24 protein-coding genes are annotated in these 20,510 nt (G+C 42.9%); 12 read left to right on the top strand and 12 right to left on the bottom strand.

Annotation, left to right across the window (positions count from 1 at the left end):
- Nucleotides 1-67: 67 nt before the first annotated feature.
- Nucleotides 68-319 carry a 30S ribosomal protein S20 gene (gene rpsT / locus ACO067_RS07385; RefSeq protein ID WP_421872549.1) on the bottom strand — a complete coding sequence of 84 codons (252 nt, stop codon included), beginning with the start codon at nucleotides 317-319 and terminating at the stop codon, nucleotides 68-70.
- 123 nt (nucleotides 320-442) lie between these two features.
- Between rpsT and ACO067_RS07380 the strand changes: the two genes are divergently transcribed.
- Both ACO067_RS07380 and ACO067_RS07375 read left to right on the top strand, forming a co-directional pair.
- Complete coding sequence (locus ACO067_RS07380; RefSeq protein WP_421872547.1) at nucleotides 443-1,405, top strand: zinc dependent phospholipase C family protein; 963 nt, start codon at nucleotides 443-445, stop codon at nucleotides 1,403-1,405.
- Nucleotides 1,406-1,599: 194 nt separating this feature from the next.
- Nucleotides 1,600-2,070 carry a hypothetical protein gene (locus tag ACO067_RS07375; protein WP_421872545.1) on the top strand — a complete coding sequence of 157 codons (471 nt, stop codon included), beginning with the start codon at nucleotides 1,600-1,602 and terminating at the stop codon, nucleotides 2,068-2,070.
- Between the two features lie 93 nt (nucleotides 2,071-2,163).
- Here the strand turns inward: ACO067_RS07375 and tsf are convergent, their stop codons facing one another.
- From tsf to ACO067_RS07335, 8 genes are all read right to left on the bottom strand, one after another.
- A complete protein-coding gene (gene tsf / locus ACO067_RS07370; protein ID WP_421872543.1) occupies nucleotides 2,164-2,994 on the bottom strand; it encodes a translation elongation factor Ts in 831 nt (276 codons plus the stop codon).
- A 104-nt stretch (nucleotides 2,995-3,098) separates the two neighbouring features.
- Nucleotides 3,099-3,857 (bottom strand): 30S ribosomal protein S2, encoded by a 759-nt coding sequence (gene rpsB / locus ACO067_RS07365; protein ID WP_421872542.1) that lies wholly within the window; start codon nucleotides 3,855-3,857, stop codon nucleotides 3,099-3,101.
- A gap of 7 nt (nucleotides 3,858-3,864) precedes the next feature.
- Complete coding sequence (gene rpsI / locus ACO067_RS07360) at nucleotides 3,865-4,251, bottom strand: 30S ribosomal protein S9 (RefSeq protein WP_421872540.1); 387 nt, start codon at nucleotides 4,249-4,251, stop codon at nucleotides 3,865-3,867.
- Nucleotides 4,252-4,258: 7 nt separating this feature from the next.
- Complete coding sequence (gene rplM / locus ACO067_RS07355; protein ID WP_421872538.1) at nucleotides 4,259-4,702, bottom strand: 50S ribosomal protein L13; 444 nt, start codon at nucleotides 4,700-4,702, stop codon at nucleotides 4,259-4,261.
- Between the two features lie 132 nt (nucleotides 4,703-4,834).
- Entirely contained in the window at nucleotides 4,835-5,569 is a 735-nt protein-coding gene (locus tag ACO067_RS07350) for an RluA family pseudouridine synthase (protein WP_421872536.1), read from the bottom strand.
- Entirely contained in the window at nucleotides 5,562-6,647 is a 1,086-nt protein-coding gene (locus tag ACO067_RS07345) for a sensor histidine kinase (RefSeq protein ID WP_421872534.1), read from the bottom strand. Before ACO067_RS07345 ends, ACO067_RS07350 begins: the two co-directional genes overlap by 8 nt.
- 9 nt (nucleotides 6,648-6,656) lie before the next feature.
- Nucleotides 6,657-7,343: a response regulator transcription factor gene (locus tag ACO067_RS07340; RefSeq protein ID WP_421872532.1), complete on the bottom strand. Its 687-nt coding sequence runs from the start codon at nucleotides 7,341-7,343 to the stop codon at nucleotides 6,657-6,659.
- A 171-nt stretch (nucleotides 7,344-7,514) separates the two neighbouring features.
- Entirely contained in the window at nucleotides 7,515-8,540 is a 1,026-nt protein-coding gene (locus tag ACO067_RS07335) for an aminopeptidase (RefSeq protein WP_421872530.1), read from the bottom strand.
- Nucleotides 8,541-8,643: 103 nt separating this feature from the next.
- Between ACO067_RS07335 and recA the strand changes: the two genes are divergently transcribed.
- The gene (gene recA / locus ACO067_RS07330; RefSeq protein WP_421872528.1) at nucleotides 8,644-9,669 is read left to right on the top strand and encodes a recombinase RecA; all 1,026 of its coding nucleotides are present in this window, start codon (nucleotides 8,644-8,646) and stop codon (nucleotides 9,667-9,669) included.
- 76 nt (nucleotides 9,670-9,745) lie between these two features.
- On the opposite strand, the gene ACO067_RS07325 is transcribed toward recA, so the two are convergent.
- Nucleotides 9,746-10,999 carry an ABC transporter permease gene (locus tag ACO067_RS07325; protein WP_421872526.1) on the bottom strand — a complete coding sequence of 418 codons (1,254 nt, stop codon included), beginning with the start codon at nucleotides 10,997-10,999 and terminating at the stop codon, nucleotides 9,746-9,748.
- Nucleotides 11,000-11,126: 127 nt separating this feature from the next.
- On the opposite strand from ACO067_RS07325, the gene queA reads away from it, so the two are divergent.
- On the top strand, nucleotides 11,127-12,173 hold the full coding sequence (gene queA, locus ACO067_RS07320) for a tRNA preQ1(34) S-adenosylmethionine ribosyltransferase-isomerase QueA (protein WP_421872524.1): 1,047 nt from the start codon (nucleotides 11,127-11,129) through the stop codon (nucleotides 12,171-12,173).
- Entirely contained in the window at nucleotides 12,173-12,844 is a 672-nt protein-coding gene (locus ACO067_RS07315; RefSeq protein WP_421872522.1) for a 2-C-methyl-D-erythritol 4-phosphate cytidylyltransferase, read from the top strand. Before queA ends, ACO067_RS07315 begins: the two co-directional genes overlap by 1 nt.
- Before the next feature lie 49 nt (nucleotides 12,845-12,893).
- Here ACO067_RS07315 and ACO067_RS07310 read toward each other — a convergent pair whose 3' ends face one another.
- Nucleotides 12,894-13,115, bottom strand: coding sequence for a DUF2795 domain-containing protein (locus tag ACO067_RS07310; protein WP_115870092.1), 222 nt, complete (start codon nucleotides 13,113-13,115; stop codon nucleotides 12,894-12,896).
- A 138-nt stretch (nucleotides 13,116-13,253) separates the two neighbouring features.
- The gene (locus ACO067_RS07305; protein ID WP_421872520.1) at nucleotides 13,254-14,471 is read right to left on the bottom strand and encodes a DUF349 domain-containing protein; all 1,218 of its coding nucleotides are present in this window, start codon (nucleotides 14,469-14,471) and stop codon (nucleotides 13,254-13,256) included.
- Nucleotides 14,472-14,551: 80 nt separating this feature from the next.
- On the opposite strand from ACO067_RS07305, the gene ettA reads away from it, so the two are divergent.
- The 7 genes from ettA (at nucleotide 14,552) to ACO067_RS07270 (ending at nucleotide 20,507) form a co-directional block, all read left to right on the top strand.
- Nucleotides 14,552-16,231 (top strand): energy-dependent translational throttle protein EttA, encoded by a 1,680-nt coding sequence (ettA, locus tag ACO067_RS07300; protein WP_421872518.1) that lies wholly within the window; start codon nucleotides 14,552-14,554, stop codon nucleotides 16,229-16,231.
- Nucleotides 16,231-16,386, top strand: coding sequence for a zinc ribbon domain-containing protein (locus ACO067_RS07295; RefSeq protein ID WP_421872515.1), 156 nt, complete (start codon nucleotides 16,231-16,233; stop codon nucleotides 16,384-16,386). The genes ettA and ACO067_RS07295 overlap by 1 nt, the downstream gene beginning before the upstream one ends.
- Nucleotides 16,387-16,538: 152 nt before the next feature.
- The gene (locus ACO067_RS07290) at nucleotides 16,539-17,108 is read left to right on the top strand and encodes a DUF4255 domain-containing protein (protein ID WP_421872512.1); all 570 of its coding nucleotides are present in this window, start codon (nucleotides 16,539-16,541) and stop codon (nucleotides 17,106-17,108) included.
- Complete coding sequence (locus ACO067_RS07285) at nucleotides 17,105-17,932, top strand: hypothetical protein (protein WP_421872510.1); 828 nt, start codon at nucleotides 17,105-17,107, stop codon at nucleotides 17,930-17,932. Before ACO067_RS07290 ends, ACO067_RS07285 begins: the two co-directional genes overlap by 4 nt.
- Nucleotides 17,933-17,958: 26 nt before the next feature.
- The gene (locus ACO067_RS07280) at nucleotides 17,959-19,539 is read left to right on the top strand and encodes a phage tail sheath family protein (RefSeq protein WP_421872507.1); all 1,581 of its coding nucleotides are present in this window, start codon (nucleotides 17,959-17,961) and stop codon (nucleotides 19,537-19,539) included.
- 39 nt (nucleotides 19,540-19,578) lie between these two features.
- A complete protein-coding gene (locus ACO067_RS07275; protein ID WP_421872505.1) occupies nucleotides 19,579-20,043 on the top strand; it encodes a phage tail protein in 465 nt (154 codons plus the stop codon).
- A 5-nt stretch (nucleotides 20,044-20,048) separates the two neighbouring features.
- A complete protein-coding gene (locus ACO067_RS07270) occupies nucleotides 20,049-20,507 on the top strand; it encodes a phage tail protein (protein ID WP_421872502.1) in 459 nt (152 codons plus the stop codon).
- Nucleotides 20,508-20,510 lie beyond the last annotated feature (3 nt).

The raw sequence follows: 20,510 nt of genomic DNA, 5'->3' as shown, positions 1-20,510 counted from the left end.
ATTGAAGATAACAAAAAACCCTACTTGACGCATCAAGTAGGGTAGATATATCTTACTAAATGGGCTCTTAGAGAGTGTTTACTCTTCTGGTCAGACTAGACTTAAGGTTAGAAGCTTTGTTTGCATGGATGATGTTTTTCTTTGCTAGTTTATCAACCATAGCAGTCACTTCTTGCAAAAGCTTTTCAGCCTCAGCTTTGTCAGTAGTCTCTCTCAATCGCTTAATATAAGTACGTGCAGTCTTATGTTGGTAGCGATTTCTCAATCTCTTCGCTTCGTTAGATCTTATTCTTTTTAATGCGGATTTATGATTTGCCATAAGCTTGTTATTCTCCTATCCTTGATTAAGGGATGCAAAGATAGAGCAATTGGTAAATAAAACAAATAGATATCGTAATCTCTCAGATAAAATTTGCGGAGAAATATGTATTTTGACCATTCTATGAAACGAATGCTAATACTGGTCATTTTGGTAGTGGGCTCATTGATACATATGGGTTGGGGGTTTTATGCGCATGAGCGTATCAACCGCATGGCGGTATTTACCTTGCCGCCTGAGATGATTCGGTTTTACAAGCACCATATTCAGTACTTAACTGAAAAAGCCGTCAACCCGGATAAGCGGCGCTACGTGATCAAGGAAGAGGCTGCCCGGCACTACATAGATATAGATGTGTATGGAGATAGTGCTATCTACAAGATGCCAAGATACTGGGGTGATGCTGTAGCTAAGTATGGTGAGGATAGCTTGCAAGCATATGGGATAGTGCCCTGGCACATCAATCTGATGAAATTCCAACTGACCAAGGCTCTCCTGAGCAAGGATGTTGATCGTATATTGCGCTACTCAGCAGATATTGGGCATTACATAGGTGATGCGAATGTGCCACTTCACACGACCGAAAACTACAATGGTCAGATGACGGGTCAGTACGGGATTCACGGGTTTTGGGAGTCTAGGCTACCTGAGTTATTCTTTGAGGACTATGACTTATATGTTGGTAAGGCTGAATACCTCAACAATACTCAGCTCGCGGCCTGGAGTGCCGTGGAGGGGGCTCATGCAGCTTTAGACTCTGTTTTAGCTTTTGAGAAGTCACTTACAGAGCAGTTTACCGAAGACAAGAAATATAGCTTTGAAGAACGCGGTGCTTCAACAGTGCGGGTATACTCTTATGAGTTTTCCAGTGAATACCACGCCATGCTAAATGGGATGGTAGAGCGTCAAATGCGTAAAGCCATTAAAATGGTAGGAGACTTCTGGTATACAGCTTGGGTAGATGCAGGTCAACCGGATCTGAATGAATTACTTGAGTTTGAAGCAGCAGAGGAAGTGCTGGAAACCTCCGATGAGACACCAACATACCTTAGGAACCATGAAAGTGGGGAGTCGACTGGGGAGTAGTGATTGCTGAAATGGTAAAAAACGGCTCGATAAATAGGATTTTGTCAGTTTAAATCCACCAGATCGTCATATTATTTAATTTGTTCTAATTCTATACAAAACTCACCTACGGATAAGTACTTTTCATCGATTCCAATATTTTATTTTTATTAATTCTTATTAGATTTAGTAATAGTCTTAAAATGTATCTCAATATGAAAGGTTATTTTGTAAAACTTTTAATAGTTGGTTGCTTCTTTGGATTGGTATCAATGGCGGAAGCGCAGCAGATGGCGGAAGCAGAGGTTCCCTTTGAAATATTAAAATGGCATTTCAATCACTACCCCAACAGTGAGTCTCAATCTTGGCAAAAACTAAACGATCACGCTTTGGTGGCTGAATTCACTTTTAAGGAAGGTAGTTACCGGACGGTATATCTGATGGATGGTAAGAGACTCAGCGAAGAGATGGATATGACTAAAAACATACCTCTGTCTATCCAGTACTATCTGGATGATAAATATGGTAAGTATAAGGTGCAGAATTTCACGAAGGTGACCAATTTCAGTGAAGAACAGACTTACTACACCATGGGCCTAAAAACGAAAGCTAACCCTGAAGAAAAGTTGAGCTTTGATGAGCATTTGATTCCTATCGATTTTGCGCTAATTAGCTCGATAGACTAGATCAAAATATACCCCTAAAAATGATGAAAGCCCTGACGATATCGTCAGGGCTTTTTGTATATAGGAATTCCGAATTGGATTCTCTTACAGGGATTATCCGATAGAAATTCTTTTGAATTCTGTAACAGTAAGTCCTTTGCTCACTGAGTCAAGGTACTGTTGGATAGACTGAGAGTTATCTTTTACAAAAGCCTGGCTTAGCAGGGTGTTTTCTTTGAAGAACTTTTGCAGCTTGCCTTGAGCAATTTTATCAATGATTTGCTCGGGCTTACCTTCTTGTCTTGCTTGCTCTTTACCGATTTCGATTTCTTTCTCTACTACAGATTGGTCTACACCATCTTTGTCAACAGCTACAGGATTCATCGCTGCAATTTGCATTGCTACGTCTCTTCCAGCTTCTTCTACATCAGCTCCATTTACGTTTTTCAATACCACCATTACTCCAAGTTTGCCATTGGAGTGGATGTAAGGTACTACTGCTTCACCTTCCAACTTTTCAAATGCACTGATTTCGATTTTTTCACCAATCTTACCAGTGGTCTCAGTGATTTTTTCACCTAGTGTGATGCTACCAGCACTTAGTGCAAGCAAAGCATCAGTGTCATTCACATCATTTTCAAACGCAAGGTCAGCAGCCTGATTAGCTAGTGCTACGAAATCATCGTTTTTAGCAACAAAGTCAGTCTCACAAGTAAGAGCGATAACCAAACCTTTGGTATTGTCATCGTTGGTTCTGGTAACTACTACACCTTCTGTAGTTTCTCTGTCTGCTCTGCTAGCTGAAACTTTCTGTCCTTTTTTTCTAAGAAGTTCGATTGCCTTATCAAAATCACCATCTGCCTCTACCAATGCCTTTTTACAATCCATCATTCCGGCACCGGTCATTTGTCTTAGTTTGTTTACGTCTTTTGCAGTAATAGCCATTATTTTATTTTTTAATTTTTAGCATTGCTTATAACAAAAATTGAACACCATCAGAGACAATGTTCAATTTTCATCTTTATTATTTCATTAAATAAAGCTGGTAATTAAGCGTTTTGCTCGTCAGCTTTTCTTTTTGCTTCTTCCTCTTCCTGAAGTTTAGCATCTTCTTTGTCCTTCTTACGCTCAGCTAAACCTTCCTCTATTGATTTCGCAATGTAGTTAGTGATCAGGTTGATAGACTTCCATGCATCATCGTTACCAGGGATTGGGTAATCTACCTGAGTAGGATCAGAGTTGGTATCTACCAATGCAAATACAGGAATATTTAGTTTTTGAGCTTCAGCGATTGCGATGTGCTCTCTTTTGATATCAATCACGAAAAGAGCAGCTGGAAGTCTGTTTAGGTCAGCAATACCGCCCAATACTCTTTCCAATTTCGCTTTCTCACGACTGATCATCAAACGCTCTCTTTTCGCTAGGTTCGTGTAAGATTCTTCTTTCATCATCTTATCGATACCGGCCATTTTCTTCAATGACTTGCGAATAGTAGCGAAGTTGGTCAACATACCACCTAACCATCTTTCAGTTACGTAAGGCATGTTCAAGTTTTGAGCAGCAGTTTCTACTACTTCTTTAGCTTGCTTCTTCGTAGCTACGAACATCACTTTTCTACCTGATCTTACAACAGACTGCAAAGCAGCCGCCGCATCATCCAGAGCAGTAAGCGTTTTATTCAAATCTATGATGTGGATGCCGTTCTTCTCCATGAAGATGTATGGTGCCATCTGTGGATTCCACTTACGAGTAAGGTGACCAAAGTGTACACCAGCATCCAATAAGTCTTTGTATTCTAGTTTTTCCATTATGATATTAACGTTTACTGAATTGGAATCTTCTTCTTGCTTTTCTACGTCCGTATTTCTTACGCTCTACCATTCTAGGGTCACGTGTAAGGAATCCGTCTTCTTTCAAAGCAGGCTTGTTTTCCTCGTCAAGTTCTACAAGGGCGCGGGAGATAGCCAGTCGTACGGCCTCTGCCTGACCTTTCGGTCCGCCACCATCAACGTTCACGTTGATATCATAATTGCCATCCACATCCAGCTTCGCTAGAGGCTGCTTCACGATGGTCTGTAAAATCTCAGAAGGAAAGTATTTGGCCAATTCTTTGTCATTGACAGTGATTGCGCCTTTCCCGCTCTGTAGATAAACTCTAGCTACAGAGGTTTTCCTTCTTCCAATGGTGTTAATAATTTCCATTTAGGTTTTAAAGTTTTACTTCTTTTGGTTTCTGTGCATCGTGTGGGTGCTCTGTCCCCTCGTACACGTAAAGGTTCTTGATAAGCTTGCTTCCCAATTTAGTTTTTGGTAGCATGCCTTTTACAGCTCTTTCTACTAATAATCGAGAGGTCTTTGCTTTAGCTTCCGCTGGAGTTTCGAAACGCTGCCCGCCAGGAAATCCTGTGTGACGAACGTATTGTTTCTCTGTCCATTTTTTACCGGTCAGGCGAACTTTATCGGCATTGATCACGATGACATTGTCACCACAATCAACATTCGGAGTGTAACCCGCCTTGTGCTTTCCTCTGATAATCTTTGCTACTTCGCTGGCCACTCTACCCAACACGAGAGAATCGGCATCTACGATAACCCAATTCTTTTCTACTGTAGCACTGTTTAACGATACTGTTTTATAGCTTAAAGTATCCAATTTTTTAATTGTTTATAATGAACTTATTGGTTCTCCCTCAGAAAAGGGACACAAAAATAGAAGTTTAATTTTGTAAAACCAAAATAAGAATTGAATTAAGTTGAATACCTAATTGATTGATTCTGAGCAGGCTCACGCGTACTTGCGCAATTGCTTGACCAATACATTGAAATCCTTCGGATAGGGTGCAGTGATCTCCACCACATCGTCATTGCCCCCTTCAAAATCATGAAAGGCAATATTGTGGGCGTGAAGTGCCACTCGTTCAATAACGGGTTTTTCTTCTTCCCGGTTCTTACTCATGTTGAAGTTGCGCTTAAGCTGGGATAAGTAAATGTAGTCTCCACCATATATCGGATCGCATCCAATACTGGCATCATGGAATGCCAAATGGACGCGAATCTGGTGCAAACGACCACTTACCGGAAAGCACTTTACTAAAGTATGCTTTTTGAAAGGTTCTAGTGTGCTGACAAGAGTAAGCGATGGTTTTCCTTCCCTGAAGTCTACTCGAGATTTGCTGTTGGTTGAGTATATAGGTTGATCACATTCCAGGTTATCAAACTCATGAATGCCATTTACCACGGCATGATATACTTTCTTGACCTGCCGTTTTTCTAACAAAATGGCAAAGTGACGGTAGGCTTCCTGATGCTTGGCAATCACCAATACACCGGAGGTTTCTTTATCCAGCCGATGGCATACCTGAGCATCTTCATGATACTCTTTGGCAAGTTTGAGGATGTCAGTCGGGTCATTACGATCTTCGAGCGTGGAAATGTATGGAGGTTTGTTGATCACAATGTAGTGATCGTTCTCCAATAATATGATGTCTTCAAATTTAAGCCCTTTTACATATTTATGCATAGTCGTCCTCTTCGTCTTCTTCCTCCACAAATCTATGCGCTACGGGCTTACCTTTTTTCAATTTGAAACTAAAAGTGGATCCTTTCTTGACTTCACTCTCCACTTCCACCGTGGAGTCGTGTCCTTCCATGATGTGTTTGACAATGGCAAGACCCAGGCCTGTTCCTCCTTTTTCTTTCGATCGACTCTTCTCCACACGATAGAAGCGTTCGAATATTCTGCTGAGATCTTCTGGAGGTATTCCTCGTCCATTGTCTATTATATAGGTAGAGATATGGCCTTCCTGTTCCTCAAAACGAATATGGACTGCCCCACCTTTTTTGGTGTATTTGATGGCATTAGACACCAGGTTGATCATGACTTGATAGATTCGCTGATAATCTCCTCGCACAAAGTATTTTTTATCATCCCCTTCTATGGTCACCGTGATGTCTCGCTTCTCAGCCTTGCCATCCAGCTGGTCCATGACTTCTCGCGCTAGTGCTACGATATCAAAACTCTCAAAATGCATCTTGATCTCACCTGTTTCCATTTGGGAGATAGTGAGTAAGTCCTGTACGAGGATGTCCAGACCGTCAAGACTCTTTGCTGCCTTTTTCAGAAACTTGGTACGGACTTTCTTATCCTCAACTGCGCCATCCAATAAGGTGTGAACAAATCCTTGTGCCGCAAAAATGGGCGTTTTAAGCTCGTGAGATACGTCAGCAATGAATTCTCTCCTGAACGTTTCCATTCGCTTGAGTTCCAGGATTTCCTGTTGCTTTCGCTCCGCGTAGTTGTAGATGTCCCGGTTGATCTTTTTCAAAGGATTGAGCGAAACCTTGTTAGTAGGTTTGGTTAGATTAGACAGCTCTTTGTCTCGCATGTGGTTTAGCACATCATGAATGGAGGTGATATGCCTAAAGAATAGGAACTCGAGTACTAGTCTAATTAATATGTAAGAAGCACAAAAGGCTATGCCAAAAGCGATGGCGAGAGCTGCTGGTAAGATAGAAGGCACCAGGGTAAGAAATGCTGTGGTGATCACAGCTATCACTGATGCCAATAATAAGGACAGCCCCCGGGAGTTGATAATCATAGATACCTATTAATTGGTGTCGAACTTATAACCTACACCTTTAACTGTAGAGATGTAGCCATCACCGATTTTCTCTCTTACTTTTCTGATGTGTACATCCACTGTTCTGGCGAGCACATACACGTCAGTACCCCAGATGTTTTGTAGTAGCTCATCTCTGCTGAATACTTTGCCCGGATTCTGAGCCAGGAAGTATAGCAATTCAAATTCTTTTTTGGGAAGGTTGATCTTGTCATCACCTACATATACGGTGTAGCTGGTTCGGTCCACAACCAAATCACCTACGTTGATTTTATTGGACTCTTTTTTCTTTTTAGACTCTCTTCTAAAGAGTGCATTGATGCGGCTGACAAGGGCTCGAGGTTTAATGGGTTTGGTGATGTAATCATCTGCGCCCATGTCAAAAGCTGCCACCTCTGAATACTCTTCAGATCTGGCTGTCAGGAAAATAACGAAGGCGTTGGCCAGCTCTGGTACTTCCCTTATCTGGCGACATGTTTCCACTCCATCTTGTTTGGGCATCATGATGTCCAGGATGATCAGATCTGGAATAAACGACTTAGCAGTATCCACTCCCTTGATGCCATCAAGAGCAGTCTTTACATCATACCCCTCCTTGGCCAGGTTATATTTTAATAATTCCAGAATGTCCGCTTCGTCATCAACAACCAGTATCTTTTGGTTCTGCTTCGCCATGTGCTTTTATGGTTTGGATAATATTTGGTTAACCAATTATTTATTAAAAATTAATTCGTCCAGGCCAGTTGACCACATGAGGTCTCAAATCAACCAAAGACATTCGATATTATTCAAAATTAAAGAGAAATCAATTTTCTGTACAAAAGGTAACAATTTGTTAACTAATGGTCACTTCCCATACTTGCTTTTTAAATCGTTGATCATAGCTTTGAAATTCCCATTATGGGAGTTGTAAATGCTCATGATGGTGTCTTCCTGGTCGTGGTACCTGCGAAAAGCCATGAAGTAGGCATTGTTGGGTTGGGTTGTTTCGAAAATCTGATGATACCGATCATTATAGAAATTGGCTGAATCCAATGAACGGGTAATTGCAGCAATAGTATTCACCTTGAGGGAGTCCTTGACTGCACTAGATAGATACTCCTGCACTTGGAAGGTCTGATACAGGCTGTCCAGCCTTTTTGCACCTTCGAGTATCAGTTGGGTGAGTAGTTTGGAGTCTGCTTCTGATTGGATGTATTCAAGGTGTTGGTCCGAACTGTCTCCAAAGTGAGAGATTAAAAACATCTCTGCTCCCTTTTCACCTATAAAAGAGGCCAGATTTTCATTGAATTCAATTTCGTTTTTTATAAAGAGTGTCGCATGTGTCAGTTCATGAATGATAACTTCTGCCAGAGCACCATCATTTCGCTCCAGCATGTTGGATAGCAGTGGGTCTTCCAAGATTCCCAATGTGGACCAGCCACCGACAGTTCGGATGCGCACATCGTAGCCTTCATCTTGCAGTTTTCTGGCTTCCACTTTGGCTTTCTCAAGGTCAAAAAACCCTTTGTAGGGCATGCTTCCTAAAAAGGGATAATCCCAACGATATGCTTTGAGCTCATACGGTTCGGAAGCAGACACATTCCATAGTAGTGTTTTGCCACCCTGGTCGAATAATTTGGTATAGTTATCGGATTGTAGAAGTCCCAGGCTGTCTATAGCGTACCGACGAACCACTTTGGTCAGCTGAAGTTTTTGTTTAAGCGAATCGGGGTAATTCGGGTCCAGAAGGAATTCTTCGATGGGGCGTGCTTCCAGGATGACTCTTAACTGCCCCTTGGCCTGATAATATCCATATTGGACCCATCGCCAGTTCCAAAGGCATATTGCTATTAAAATGAGCAAAAGCCCTAAAATAATTTTTTTCAACATATATTTGCTAATATAATTAGCTATCTAAGGTTATATTGTATTAATCAAGATAACTTTGTTAATTGACATTAAATCAGAATTCACACGACAATACACATCAAGTATGGCTGATAATAGCGAAAAACTCAAGGCACTCCAGATAACTATTGACAAGCTGGAAAAAACCTACGGTAAAGGTACCATCATGAAGCTTTCGGACAACAAAGTTTTGGATGTTCCGACGATTTCTACTGGCTCGTTGGGTCTGGATATGGCCCTGGGTGTTGGGGGAATTCCAAGAGGAAGGATCATAGAGGTATACGGCCCTGAATCATCCGGTAAGACGACCCTGGCCATGCATTGTATCGCAGAGGCGCAAAAAGCTGGCGGACTTGCGGCCATCATTGATGCGGAGCATGCTTTTGACAAGAGTTACGCAGAGAAACTTGGTATTGATACAGAAAACTTACTAATCTCCCAGCCGGATAATGGTGAGCAAGCATTGGAAATTGCTGAGCACTTGATCCGTTCAGGAGCGTTGGACATTGTGGTGATTGACTCGGTTGCTGCATTGGTGCCTCGTGGGGAGTTAGAGGGAGAAATGGGAGATAGCAAAATGGGTCTCCAGGCTCGTTTGATGTCCCAGGCACTTCGTAAACTGACTGGTGCTATCAACAAGACCGGTTGTGCCTGTATTTTCATCAACCAGCTTCGTGAGAAGATAGGTGTCATGTTTGGAAACCCGGAGACTACCACCGGTGGTAATGCGCTGAAATTCTATGCTTCTGTGCGATTGGACATCCGAAGAATAGGGCAGATCAAAGAAAGTGCCGACAATGTGCTAGGTAACCGAACTCGTGTGAAGGTGGTGAAGAACAAAGTGGCTCCTCCATTCAAAGTGGTGGAGTTTGACATCATGTACGGTCGTGGCATTAGTAAATCAGGTGAGATCATTGATATCGGGGTAGAGCTGGATGTGATCAAGAAGTCTGGATCGTGGTTCTCTTACAATGATAACAAGCTCGGTCAAGGCCGGGATGCGGTGAAGCAGTTGGTAGAGGACAATCCTGAACTAATGGAAGAACTCGAAGCAAAAATCAAAGCCAAAATAGCTGGTGTTGCTGAAGAAGAGGTGGAAACTGCGGAATAATAACTTTGCGACATAGTTAAAGAAAAAGGCCCGCTTGCATTGCAAGCGGGCCTTTTTCGTGTCTCCTATTTTTGGTTTATTGAGTGCGGATAGCGATAACCGGATCCAATCTGGCAGCCATAGCCGCTGGGATAATTCCTGAAGCCATCCCTATCGCTGCTGAGACACCAAGTCCAAGAGCAACATTGGAAAATGTTAGTACCAGATCTAATGAGCCCAAGCTGATCAAAGAGAGTAGCCAAACCAGGAAGATACCAAAGCCGCCACCTAGTACACTCAAAAAGACGGACTCAAATAGGAACTGAAACAGGATGAAATAATTTTTTGCTCCGAGTGATTTTTGAATACCGATAATATTGGTTCGTTCACGCACAGATACAAACATGATATTGGCGATTCCAAACCCACCAACCAATATCGAAAAGCCACCGATGAACCATCCGGCGAGTCCAATGACATCAAAAGTAGACCCAATAAAATTGGCAATGGCTTCTGGACGGTTCAGCGCAAAGTTGTCTTCCTCTTTCGGTTTTAGTGAGCGCTTTTTGCGCATAAGTCCACGCAACTCCGCTTCCAGTTCCACCAATCCAATGTCTGAATCAAGTCCTTTGACGGTGATGTTTGGCTCTACTCCACCGCGTGCTCCGCTATAAAAAATCTTGATGAATGACTTGAAAGGCATGTAAATATTGTCATCGTTACTTGGTGCTCCCAGGAAGCTGTCTCCTTCTTCTTTAATAATCCCGATGACATAGTATTTCAGTCCTTTGATTTTTATCTCTTTGCCCAAAGCGTTACCACCCGGGAAGAGCTCCTGTGCAGGACGGTGCCCGATGACCACTACATTGCGCCCAGCGTCAGCTTCTTGCGGAGTAAAATACCTACCCTGCGTAATGGGAATTTCGTACACATCTTTATGCTCATATACGGTGCCTACCAAAGCCAAATCTACTGAACTCGAGCTTTCATGCTTGGCAATGATACCACCACGACTCGCCAGTATGGTGATGCCCTGTGCATGTTTCACATTCTCTGCCAGAAACTCATATTCTTCATAGGTAGGATAGGGACGCTGCAGGTATTTCCACCAGGGATAAGGGCCTCCGCCAAACCCATAGGGCCACTTTTGGACATTGATATTGTTGGTGCCTAGAAAATTCAGACTGTCTTTAATGCTTTTCTCCAGAGAGTCCACCAATGTAAACACAGCGATGATGGCAAATATCCCGATGGTCACACCAAGAAGAGAAAGCGTGGTGCGCAACAGGTTCATTCTCAGGGCATTCCAGGCGAATCGAAAACTTTCTATGATTAATCTTATAACTAGCACTTCGCTTTTGAGTTAGGTTTTTGTGTCTGCAAGGTAAATATGGTTTTTATGCGATAAAAACAAAAGTATTTGCTAATTTTGCCGACTTGTTTAAGTCACAACCATTGGTTAATCCAAGCATTACGATATGAAATTATCAGCGTTCAAATTTGATCTACCATCTAGTCATATTGCTCTTCACCCTGCAGAAAATCGAGACGAGTCTCGGTTAATGGTTATCCACAAAGATACAGGTGAAATTGAGCATAAAGTATTTAAAGACATTGTAGATTATTTTGACGAAGGGGATGTGATGGTTATCAATGATACCAAAGTTTTCCCTGCGAGGTTATACGGTAATAAGGAGAAAACAGGTGCCAAAATTGAGGTTTTTCTTTTGAGAGAACTCAATAAGGAAATGAAACTCTGGGATGTGTTGGTAGATCCGGCACGAAAAATCCGTGTTGGTAACAAGCTATATTTCGGTGAAGGTGAGTTAGTCGCTGAGGTAATCGATAATACAACATCGCGAGGAAGAACTATCCGATTCTTATTTGATGGAGACGAAGAAGATTTCTATAAAATGATCGATCGACTTGGAGAGACTCCACTTCCCAAAAACATCAAGAGAGCGGCAGAGCCAGAAGATAGAGATCGGTTCCAGACCATCTATGCAAAGAATGTGGGAGCTGTAGCTGCACCAACAGCTGGTCTTCATTTTACTCAGCAAGTAATGAAGCGATTGGAGATCAAAGGAGTGGATATTGATCCGATTACCCTTCATGTTGGTCTTGGTACTTTTCGTCCGGTAGACGTGGAGGATCTTACCAAACATAAAATGGACTCTGAAAACTATTTTGTGCCAGAGCCTACTGCAGATCGAGTGAACCAGGCGCTGGATGAAAAGAAAAGAGTTATTTCAGTGGGAACCACCGTGATGCGAACGCTTGAGTCTTCGGTATCTGCTGGTGGTCGCTTAAAAGCAAATGAAGGCTGGACGGATAAGTTTATCTTTCCACAGTACGAGTTCAAAATATGCAATGCGTTGGTGACCAACTTCCACTTGCCAGAATCTACCTTACTGATGATGGCCGCTGCTTTTGGAGGTTATGATTTGATGATGGAAGCTTACCAAACAGCCATTAAGGAAAAGTATAGATTCTTTACTTATGGTGATGCAATGCTCATTATCTAATGCATGAAAGTGTCATCATTGTAGCTGGTGGGAGTGGCTCTAGAATGAAGCAGATACTCCCGAAGCAGTTTATGGAGATATTAGGAAAGCCTATAGTGGTGCACACCATTGAGGCTTTTCTTGCTTATAACCCATCCATCCAACTGATACTGGTCCTGCCAGAAATGCACATGCCTACCTGGAGGACCATCCAAAATGATTTTTTATCTGAGGTCGATATCATCACCGCAGCAGGTGGTAAATCCCGTTTCCAAAGTGTGAAATCAGGGTTGTCACATGTGTCTGGAAATCTGGTGGCTATTCATGATGCTGTACGCCCGATCATCAGTACTTCTGTCATTGCAGCTTCTTTTGGTCAGGCTAAAGCTACCGGGTCAGGAATTGCTATGGTGCCCCTCAAAGACTCCATTCGTGAAAGGGTGGGAGAACAAACTCAAGCTCGTGACAGGTCATTGTACATGGCAGTGCAGACCCCCCAGACTTTTCAAACAGATTTGATCCGCAAGGCTTTTGAACAACAGGAGTCTAGCTTGTTTACAGATGATGCCTCCGTACTGGAAGCGTACGGTCTTCCGATCGAAGTGGTAACTGGTGACTATTCCAATATCAAAATCACCACTCCAGAAGATTTGGTGCTAGCTGAAGCTCTGCTCCGCATGCAGGGAAAATAAAAAACCCCGATACAGTGATCAGGGGTAGTTCAGTTATTTAGAGGTTGAATTAGTATTCGTCCTCGTTGAAAAAGAAATCTTCCTTTGTTGGATAATCCGGCCAGATTTCTTCGATGTTTTCATAAGGCTGCCCGTCATCTTCTAGTTCCTGAAGATTTTCTACCACCTCTAGCGGTGCTCCAGAACGGATCGAGTAATCAATTAACTCATCTTTGGTGGCTGGCCATGGTGCGTCTTCTAAATAAGAAGCCAATTCTAATGTCCAATACATATTCTTCTGCCTTTTAAAAATTTCGTGCAAAAATAGTTTTTCTAGCGAGAAATCAAACTTTTATTTTGCTCTCCGCCCTGTAGATATTACACTTTAATGTAAAACGCAATTTTTTTGTTTCATTTTTAGCGAAAAAAATCACTTTTCTGCCTTGATGAGTTCCAGTAACTGTTTTTTCGTTTTGATTTTTGTCTCTTGCTGAGCGAGCTTTTTTTCAATGAATCCAAGTCCACCTGCGCCTGAGGAGGAGAAGTTGGCTGAATTCTCCTGATATTTATCCAGATCCGTCTGGTCTCTATTGATCAGTTCCTCCAAAATACCCATGCGAATCTGTCTCTTTTTAGCTTTGTCCAGTTCACGGAAGTTTTTGAATCGCTTGTTGGCTAACTTGTCAATGAAATCACGCTCCATTAGCAACTGTACCTTGTTGAAAGCATCGCTCTTGGTCTTTTTGCCATCAGCGTCCTGAGGTCTGAATGCCTTTAGTTTGCCTTTTATCTCATCCAGTTTCTTAAAGTTGTATGTTTCAGTCCCTTCAAAAAATGCAGAAAGCTGATGGGTTATTTGGCTGATATCCACATCAGGTGCTGATGAGACTCTTGGTCGTTTTGGTTTGAGTTTTTGATTGAAAACCTTCAGCAGCTCCGTGTATTCTTCTTTGGGAATGTTGCCTACCTCACGCCATGCTTGCTTTAGCTCAGCTATTTTCTCAAACTTGGCTTTACCATGCAGGTTTTCAAGCGTTTTGGTTCGCTCGATGATCTCTTCATAGTCCTTCTTACGAAGTTCTCCCAGTCTTTTTTTGTCTTCGTAGAAGTCCTTTTTCTTTTCAAAGAATGCTTGAATGACTCCCCAAAATTCATCTTCCAGATCTTCATGATCCTCATCTTTGGGATTACCCGTCTTGATCCATCGAGCTTTGATGTCATGAATCTCCTGGGTGGCCTCCTTCCAGTTGATCTTGTCGGCGGCAGCCTTTATTTCTTCTAGTAAGCTCTTTTTGATCTCAGAGTTTCGCTCCCGGTTCTTCTCGATGATGTCTTCCAAAAGTGATTCCTGTTGAGAAAGCCGCTTTTCTAACGCTTCATAATCCCCGAGTCCATCATGGCTGGTGAGCTGAGTTTTGAGATGCTTCAGTTTCATCAGGAATGAGCCTTTGTTTTGGGAGGTATTAATCTCCTCTTCCAGGTCATCTATCTTCTTGACCAGCTCATCGTACTTCTCCTGAAAATAAGTGATAGAAGATCCTTCATTGTCACGGACTTCACCAATTTGTCTTTCTGGATTATCTCCCCAGGAGTTGAGAAAGATCTTATCATCTTTTATTTTTCCGAAAGGTATTTCCTTTTCGCTCACAGCTTATTCTATTAGGCTTATTCTCACAATCGATGCGATAAATGTCTTAACTTCGACTTCCATTTTGAAATTAACCAAAAATGTCTGACGAAAAAATAATCTTTTCCATGGCAGGGGTCAACAAGATCTACCCGCCACAGAAACAAGTACTTAAAAACATCTATCTCTCATTCTTCTACGGCGCGAAGATAGGAGTGTTGGGATTAAATGGTTCAGGAAAGTCTTCATTATTAAGGATAATCGCCGGAATTGACCAGGAATACCAGGGGGAAGTTGTTTTTTCGCCCGGTTACAGTGTGGGACTGTTAGAGCAAGAGCCGGAGTTGGATCAAGATAAAACGGTTAAGGAGGTGATCAGCGAAGCAGTTACAGAAATCACTGATCTACTGAAGGAATACGATGAAATCAATCTGAAATTCTCTGAACCTGAAATTCTGGAAGATCCAGATAAGATGAATAAGCTCATTGAAAAACAAGGAGAAGTTCAGGATAAATTAGATCAGGTAGGTGCCTGGGAGCTGGATAGTAAACTGGAAAGAGCCATGGATGCACTTAGAACTCCTCCAGAAGATGCAGTCATCAAGAATCTTTCAGGGGGTGAGAAAAGAAGAGTAGCACTCTGCCGTCTCTTGCTTCAGGAGCCTGATGTGTTACTTCTGGATGAGCCTACCAACCACCTGGATGCCGAATCAGTGCTTTGGCTGGAGCAACACCTCAAGCAGTATAAAGGAACGGTGATAGCCGTGACTCACGACCGTTACTTCCTGGATAATGTAGCTGGATGGATTCTGGAGCTAGATCGTGGTGAAGGTATTCCGTGGAAAGGGAACTACTCCAGCTGGCTGGATCAGAAACAAAAGAGACTTGCTCAAGAAGAAAAGACAGAGTCTAAACGTCAAAAGACACTTGAGCGCGAACTAGAATGGGTGAAAATGACCCCAAAAGGCCGACATGCCAAAAGTAAGGCAAGACTATCTGCCTATGATAAACTAGTCGGAGAAGAAGGTAAGGCCAAAGAACAGCAATTGGAGCTGTACATTCCGCCGGGACCTAGACTCGGGGCGAAGGTGATCGAAGCTGAGAAAGTCTCCAAAGCATATGGAGATAAACTGCTATTTGAAAATCTTTCTTTCAGTTTGCCGCAGGGTGGAATTGTTGGTGTGATTGGTCCGAATGGTGCTGGTAAGACGACCCTTTTCAATCTAATCACGGGTAAGGAAAAGCCAGATGCTGGAAACTTTGAGGTGGGTCCAACAGTGAAAATGGCCTACGTGGACCAGGAGCACGATGACTTAAAACCCGGTGATTCTGTATTTCAAGCGATTACTGGTGGTAATGAAAACATCAAGCTTGGCGAGAAGGAAATGAACGCTCGGGCTTATGTGAGCAAATTCAACTTCTCAGGATCGGATCAGACCAAGAAGGTTGGAGTACTTTCAGGTGGTGAGCGCAACAGGGTTCATCTGGCGATTACGCTAAAAGAAGGAGCCAACCTGATTCTTTTGGATGAGCCAACCAACGACCTGGATGTAAATACACTTCGTGCCCTGGAAGAGGCTTTAGAAAACTTTGGAGGCTGTGCTGTGGTGATTAGCCACGATAGATGGTTCCTGGATCGGATTTGTACGCACATTTTGGCGTATGAGGGTGATTCACAAGTCTACTGGTTTGAAGGGAACTTCACGGAATACGAAGAGAACCGCAAAAAACGACTTGGGGATACCGGACCTAAGCGTATCAAATACCGCAAGCTGAAATAATGAAAAAGAAAGAATGTCCATCCTGCGCCATGGAAGTGGACGCTAAAAGCAAAGTGTGTCCGATCTGTGGCTATGAGTTCACCGATTTTAGTCCGGGGTATAAGTGGGTGGCCATTCTTTTGATACTTTTATTTTTATTCTACTTGATTTTCTAATGCCCAAAACATCTTTGTGTGGAGTTCAGTGATTTCTGCGACATAATTGTTGTAAGTAATACCTGAACGTAAAATATCCTTTCGATTTTTTTCTGACAGGAGGGTAACCTTTTTTTGAATGCGGTATAGAGGAGCATGTTTAGACAGCTCCTATGATTTACGAGTCATTAAAATATATCGCAGATAGCCTGGACAACCACCTGAGGAACAAGTATCGTACAGACGAGAGCTGGGTTCAGCTGAATAGTATCTTGGGGCAGGATGGGTCAGTTCCTGAGGAAAACAGGAATAAAATTATCCTTACTCTGGTGAGTCTGGAACATGAGTCTGCTACTCAGAGTAGCTCAGCAGGACGAAGAACGCTCAATAGTTTTAGTCCTTATGCTCCACCATTGAGCTTCAATCTCAACATTATCTTTTCTGCCTTATTTAATAAATATGATGAGGGACTCAAGTTCCTATCAGACACGATTTGCTTTTTCCAGTCTAAGCCAATCATCAATCCACAGAACTCACCTGGACTGGATCCTAAAATCCATCAGTTAGGTCTGGAGGTGGTCAAACTGTCGTACAGTGAGACTTACAATCTGTGGGCTTCCATTGGAGCTAAATACATCCCATCTATTCCCTTTAAGTTGAGGATGCTCTGCTTTCAGGGTGAGGAAATTGAAAGCATTGTGCCAACGATCAATCAACAAGGAGTGGAGGTCCATCGAGTATGAAGACCAGATATACACTCCTATGTGAACTGAACATCCGTCATGAATACTATGATGATGGGATATTGAAAGGAATGCGCATAGTGCCGGATCAGAGAACCCAGGCTTTCATGTGGAATGCTGGGCTGCTATTTAATCAGATGGATCATGGGTTTGCCATCTTGCATTCTTCCACTTTTGATAAGGAGTATATACACGAGTTGATAGAGTTCTTTCCCGCATATCGGCTGGAATTTCACATGACTCTGACCAACAACCATTTTGTCAACTTCACGGAGATGCCTTTGGATCAACTGGTTGTATTTCGGTTTGACAACAAACGCTGTGAGGCGGAAGACAACAGCTATCGATTGATTCCATTGCTGGAGAGCCAGTTGTTTCAGGTATCGGAGACTGCTTTGATCTACCTCTATCTCGATCAGTTTTTAGTGGACGGTACACTTCAGGCAGCGAAGTATGACATTGTCTTCAATGCTAGAAAAACACAGTGGAACTATTATCTGATGAATATCAAATCAGCCGTAGTGGACGACTTGGTAATAGCTGATGAAATAGGTAAGTCATTATTGGGGCCAACTGAGACTGTACTTTCCAATGGGCTGAAAGCACATAAGTATTCATCTGGTGAAGACCTGATACCGATGCGCGAACGATCCAGGCAGACCTTTAGCATTAAGAAGAGATCTAACGCAAGTATTGGCGATGATGAAAATGAGTCAGAGGTTGTTTTAGAAAACCTCCCTTCAGCAAGCGCAAAACAACTAGACATCATAAGAAATGATTCCGGTGTACTGACGGCCTGTTCGTCTATGTACATCTATTTATAAAATACTAAAATGAAACACTAAAAACTATGGCAGTATCACCATTATCCTCGCAAACTCCAGGCGTATACATTGATGAGATCAATGCTTTTCCTAACTCAGTTGTCGAAGTGGCAACAGCAGTACCTGCTTTTATAGGATATACACCTAGGGCTTCGTATGAGGGGAAATCTTATTTGAATCAACCGGTGCAAATCACCTCGTTCAATCAATTCAAGGCTTTTTTCCTCAATGCGAACCCACCGGCTCCTGCACCACCAGCAAGCCAGTATGACCCACAGTATTACATCACCAAGCAAAAGAAAAAGCCCGAAAAAGGCGTATTTTATGAGATAAATGGTGATATCTATACAGTAGAGCCCGATCCCGGGACAATCTACTATTTGTACAATAGCATCAGGCTGTTCTTCGAGAATGGTGGCGGTACGGCTTACGTGGTATCAGTGGGCTCATACGGTGCGCCTACCAAGTCGCCAATCTCTCCGGGTGATGACATTGTCAATCCCAATGTAAAGTTGTCCGACCTCCTTGCAGGGATAGCCTTGTTGAAGCAAATCCCTGAAGTTACTATGTATGTGGCACCTGAAGCCACTTTACTCTCTACAGATGACAATAGCACTTTGATGGAAGCCATGCTGTTGCAAAGTGGGGACATGGCTACTTCGGTGAGCATTTTCGATATCAAAGGAGGACATGCTCCAGATCCCATATTGTACACACAGGATATTCAGACATTCAGAAACAATACAGGTAATAATTCCCTGAAATATGGAACTGCCTACTATCCCTTTTTGAAAACCACGATTACCGAATCTGATGAGGTTAGTTACTCCAATCTTAACGGAGGGGATATCAGTGGGCTTTCAGATTTACTAAATCCACCGGCTGCTCCGAATCCTGTGGCTGAGCAGATTCTTGGTAATATAAAAAGTCCACCAGCAGGAATGACCACTTCACAGCTAAATCAGGCATTACTCAACGCCAGTAAGACTTACAAGCATTTGATGGGGATCGTACAGGAGCGAATTAATGTGCTACCACCCAGTGGTGCTATGGCAGGAGTGTACACTCAGGTAGACAATACCAAAGGTGTCTGGAATGCTCCGGCTAACGTAACCCCGGTTGGAGCCGTGGGCCTAACATTAAACATCAACGATTCCATGCAGGCGGGTCTGAATGTAGATGCGGTGAGTGGTAAGTCCATCAATTGTATTCGCGCATTCACAGGTCAGGGAATACTGGTGTGGGGGGCACGGACTCTGGATGGAAACAGTCAGGACTGGCGGTACATCAACGTACGGCGCACAGTGACCATGATCGAGCAGTCGGTGAAGTTAGCCGCTCGCACCTATGTGTTTGCTGCGAATGATGCGAACACCTGGCAATCAGTGAAAAGTATGATTGAAAACTTCCTGACCAATATCTGGAAAGAAGGTGCCTTGCAGGGTGCAAAACCTGATGACGCATTTAGTGTGGCTGTTGGGCTGGGAACCACCATGACCGCAGAGGACATACTGGAAGGTACCATGAGAGTGGCCGTAAAACTAGCAGTGACACACCCTGCCGAGTTCATCATCATTGAGGTAGAGCAGGAGATGGCTAAATCATAAATCAACAAATATTTTAAAAACACTTAAATAACTACAACTATGGCAGCACCAGATGGCAGCAAGGAAAATAACGTATGGCCAATGCCCAAATTCAGGTTTTCAGTTGACTGGGGAACCATCGCGCAAAACATCGCTTTTCAGGAAGTATCAGGTCTCGAGGCAGAAACACAAATTATCGAATACCGGGCTAGTAATAGCGCCGTATTTAGCACTGTGAAGATGCCAGGAATCGCCAAGTATGGTAACGTGACTATGAAGCGAGGGGTATTTGCAAAGGATAATTCATTTTGGAACTGGTACAACCAGATCAAAATGAACACCATCAAACGACAAACCGTCACCATTAAACTACTCGATGAAAACGGAGCTCCTACCATGACCTGGACATTGAAAAATGCATGGCCAACCAAGATTACCGGTACGGATCTGAAGTCAGATGGAAATGAAGTGGCAGTTGACACCATTGAGATTGCTCACGAGGGCTTGACCATTTCTAATTCATAATCGCTATGGGTAAGAGTAGCGCATACTATCCACCTCCTTCATTTTACTTCAGGTTGTCTTTCAGTGGGATCTCAGGGCAGGGAGATGCTGGATTTCAGGAGGCTTCCGGTCTGGGTGCTGATACTGAAGTGCAGGAGGTGGTATCAGGTGGAGAAAACAGGTTCAAGTACAAGCTTCCCAAGCAAACCAAGTATGGTAACCTGGTCCTGAAGAGAGGTCTGATGACCACTAAATCTGGCCTTGCCCAGTGGTGTCAGGATACCATCTTCTCTGATTTGGGTACTCCGGTACAGCCAAAATCCATCATGCTCTTCTTACTCAATGCAGATAATAAACCAGTGATGTCCTGGAGTTTTGTCAACGCCTACCCAGTCAAATGGAGACTTTCGGATTTCAAATCACAGGAAAACGCTCTGGCCATTGAGACCATTGAGTTTGCTTATAACTATTTCAAAAAAGTCTAAACT

Origin of the sequence: Marinoscillum sp. (assembly GCF_965229915.1) — a bacterium.
GTDB lineage: Bacteria > Bacteroidota > Bacteroidia > Cytophagales > Cyclobacteriaceae > Marinoscillum.
The sequence above is the reverse complement of the archived record's forward strand: the minus strand, read 5'-3'. Positions and strand labels throughout refer to the sequence as shown.

Coding starts and splice junctions, on each gene's coding strand:
- ACO067_RS07285 (WP_421872510.1), top strand. CDS start 17,105: ATGAAGACCAGATATACACTCCTATGTGAACTGAACATCCGTCATGAA.
- ACO067_RS07375 (WP_421872545.1), top strand. CDS start 1,600: ATGAAAGGTTATTTTGTAAAACTTTTAATAGTTGGTTGCTTCTTTGGA.
- queA (WP_421872524.1), top strand. CDS start 11,127: ATGAAATTATCAGCGTTCAAATTTGATCTACCATCTAGTCATATTGCT.
- ACO067_RS07335 (WP_421872530.1), bottom strand. CDS start 8,540: ATGTTGAAAAAAATTATTTTAGGGCTTTTGCTCATTTTAATAGCAATA.
- rpsT (WP_421872549.1), bottom strand. CDS start 319: ATGGCAAATCATAAATCCGCATTAAAAAGAATAAGATCTAACGAAGCG.
- ACO067_RS07340 (WP_421872532.1), bottom strand. CDS start 7,343: ATGGCGAAGCAGAACCAAAAGATACTGGTTGTTGATGACGAAGCGGAC.
- ACO067_RS07345 (WP_421872534.1), bottom strand. CDS start 6,647: ATGATTATCAACTCCCGGGGGCTGTCCTTATTATTGGCATCAGTGATA.
- ACO067_RS07315 (WP_421872522.1), top strand. CDS start 12,173: ATGCATGAAAGTGTCATCATTGTAGCTGGTGGGAGTGGCTCTAGAATG.
- ettA (WP_421872518.1), top strand. CDS start 14,552: ATGTCTGACGAAAAAATAATCTTTTCCATGGCAGGGGTCAACAAGATC.
- ACO067_RS07280 (WP_421872507.1), top strand. CDS start 17,959: ATGGCAGTATCACCATTATCCTCGCAAACTCCAGGCGTATACATTGAT.
- ACO067_RS07350 (WP_421872536.1), bottom strand. CDS start 5,569: ATGCATAAATATGTAAAAGGGCTTAAATTTGAAGACATCATATTATTG.
- ACO067_RS07290 (WP_421872512.1), top strand. CDS start 16,539: ATGATTTACGAGTCATTAAAATATATCGCAGATAGCCTGGACAACCAC.
- ACO067_RS07275 (WP_421872505.1), top strand. CDS start 19,579: ATGGCAGCACCAGATGGCAGCAAGGAAAATAACGTATGGCCAATGCCC.
- recA (WP_421872528.1), top strand. CDS start 8,644: ATGGCTGATAATAGCGAAAAACTCAAGGCACTCCAGATAACTATTGAC.
- tsf (WP_421872543.1), bottom strand. CDS start 2,994: ATGGCTATTACTGCAAAAGACGTAAACAAACTAAGACAAATGACCGGT.
- ACO067_RS07310 (WP_115870092.1), bottom strand. CDS start 13,115: ATGTATTGGACATTAGAATTGGCTTCTTATTTAGAAGACGCACCATGG.
- rpsI (WP_421872540.1), bottom strand. CDS start 4,251: ATGGAAATTATTAACACCATTGGAAGAAGGAAAACCTCTGTAGCTAGA.
- rpsB (WP_421872542.1), bottom strand. CDS start 3,857: ATGGAAAAACTAGAATACAAAGACTTATTGGATGCTGGTGTACACTTT.
- ACO067_RS07380 (WP_421872547.1), top strand. CDS start 443: ATGAAACGAATGCTAATACTGGTCATTTTGGTAGTGGGCTCATTGATA.
- ACO067_RS07270 (WP_421872502.1), top strand. CDS start 20,049: ATGGGTAAGAGTAGCGCATACTATCCACCTCCTTCATTTTACTTCAGG.
- ACO067_RS07295 (WP_421872515.1), top strand. CDS start 16,231: ATGAAAAAGAAAGAATGTCCATCCTGCGCCATGGAAGTGGACGCTAAA.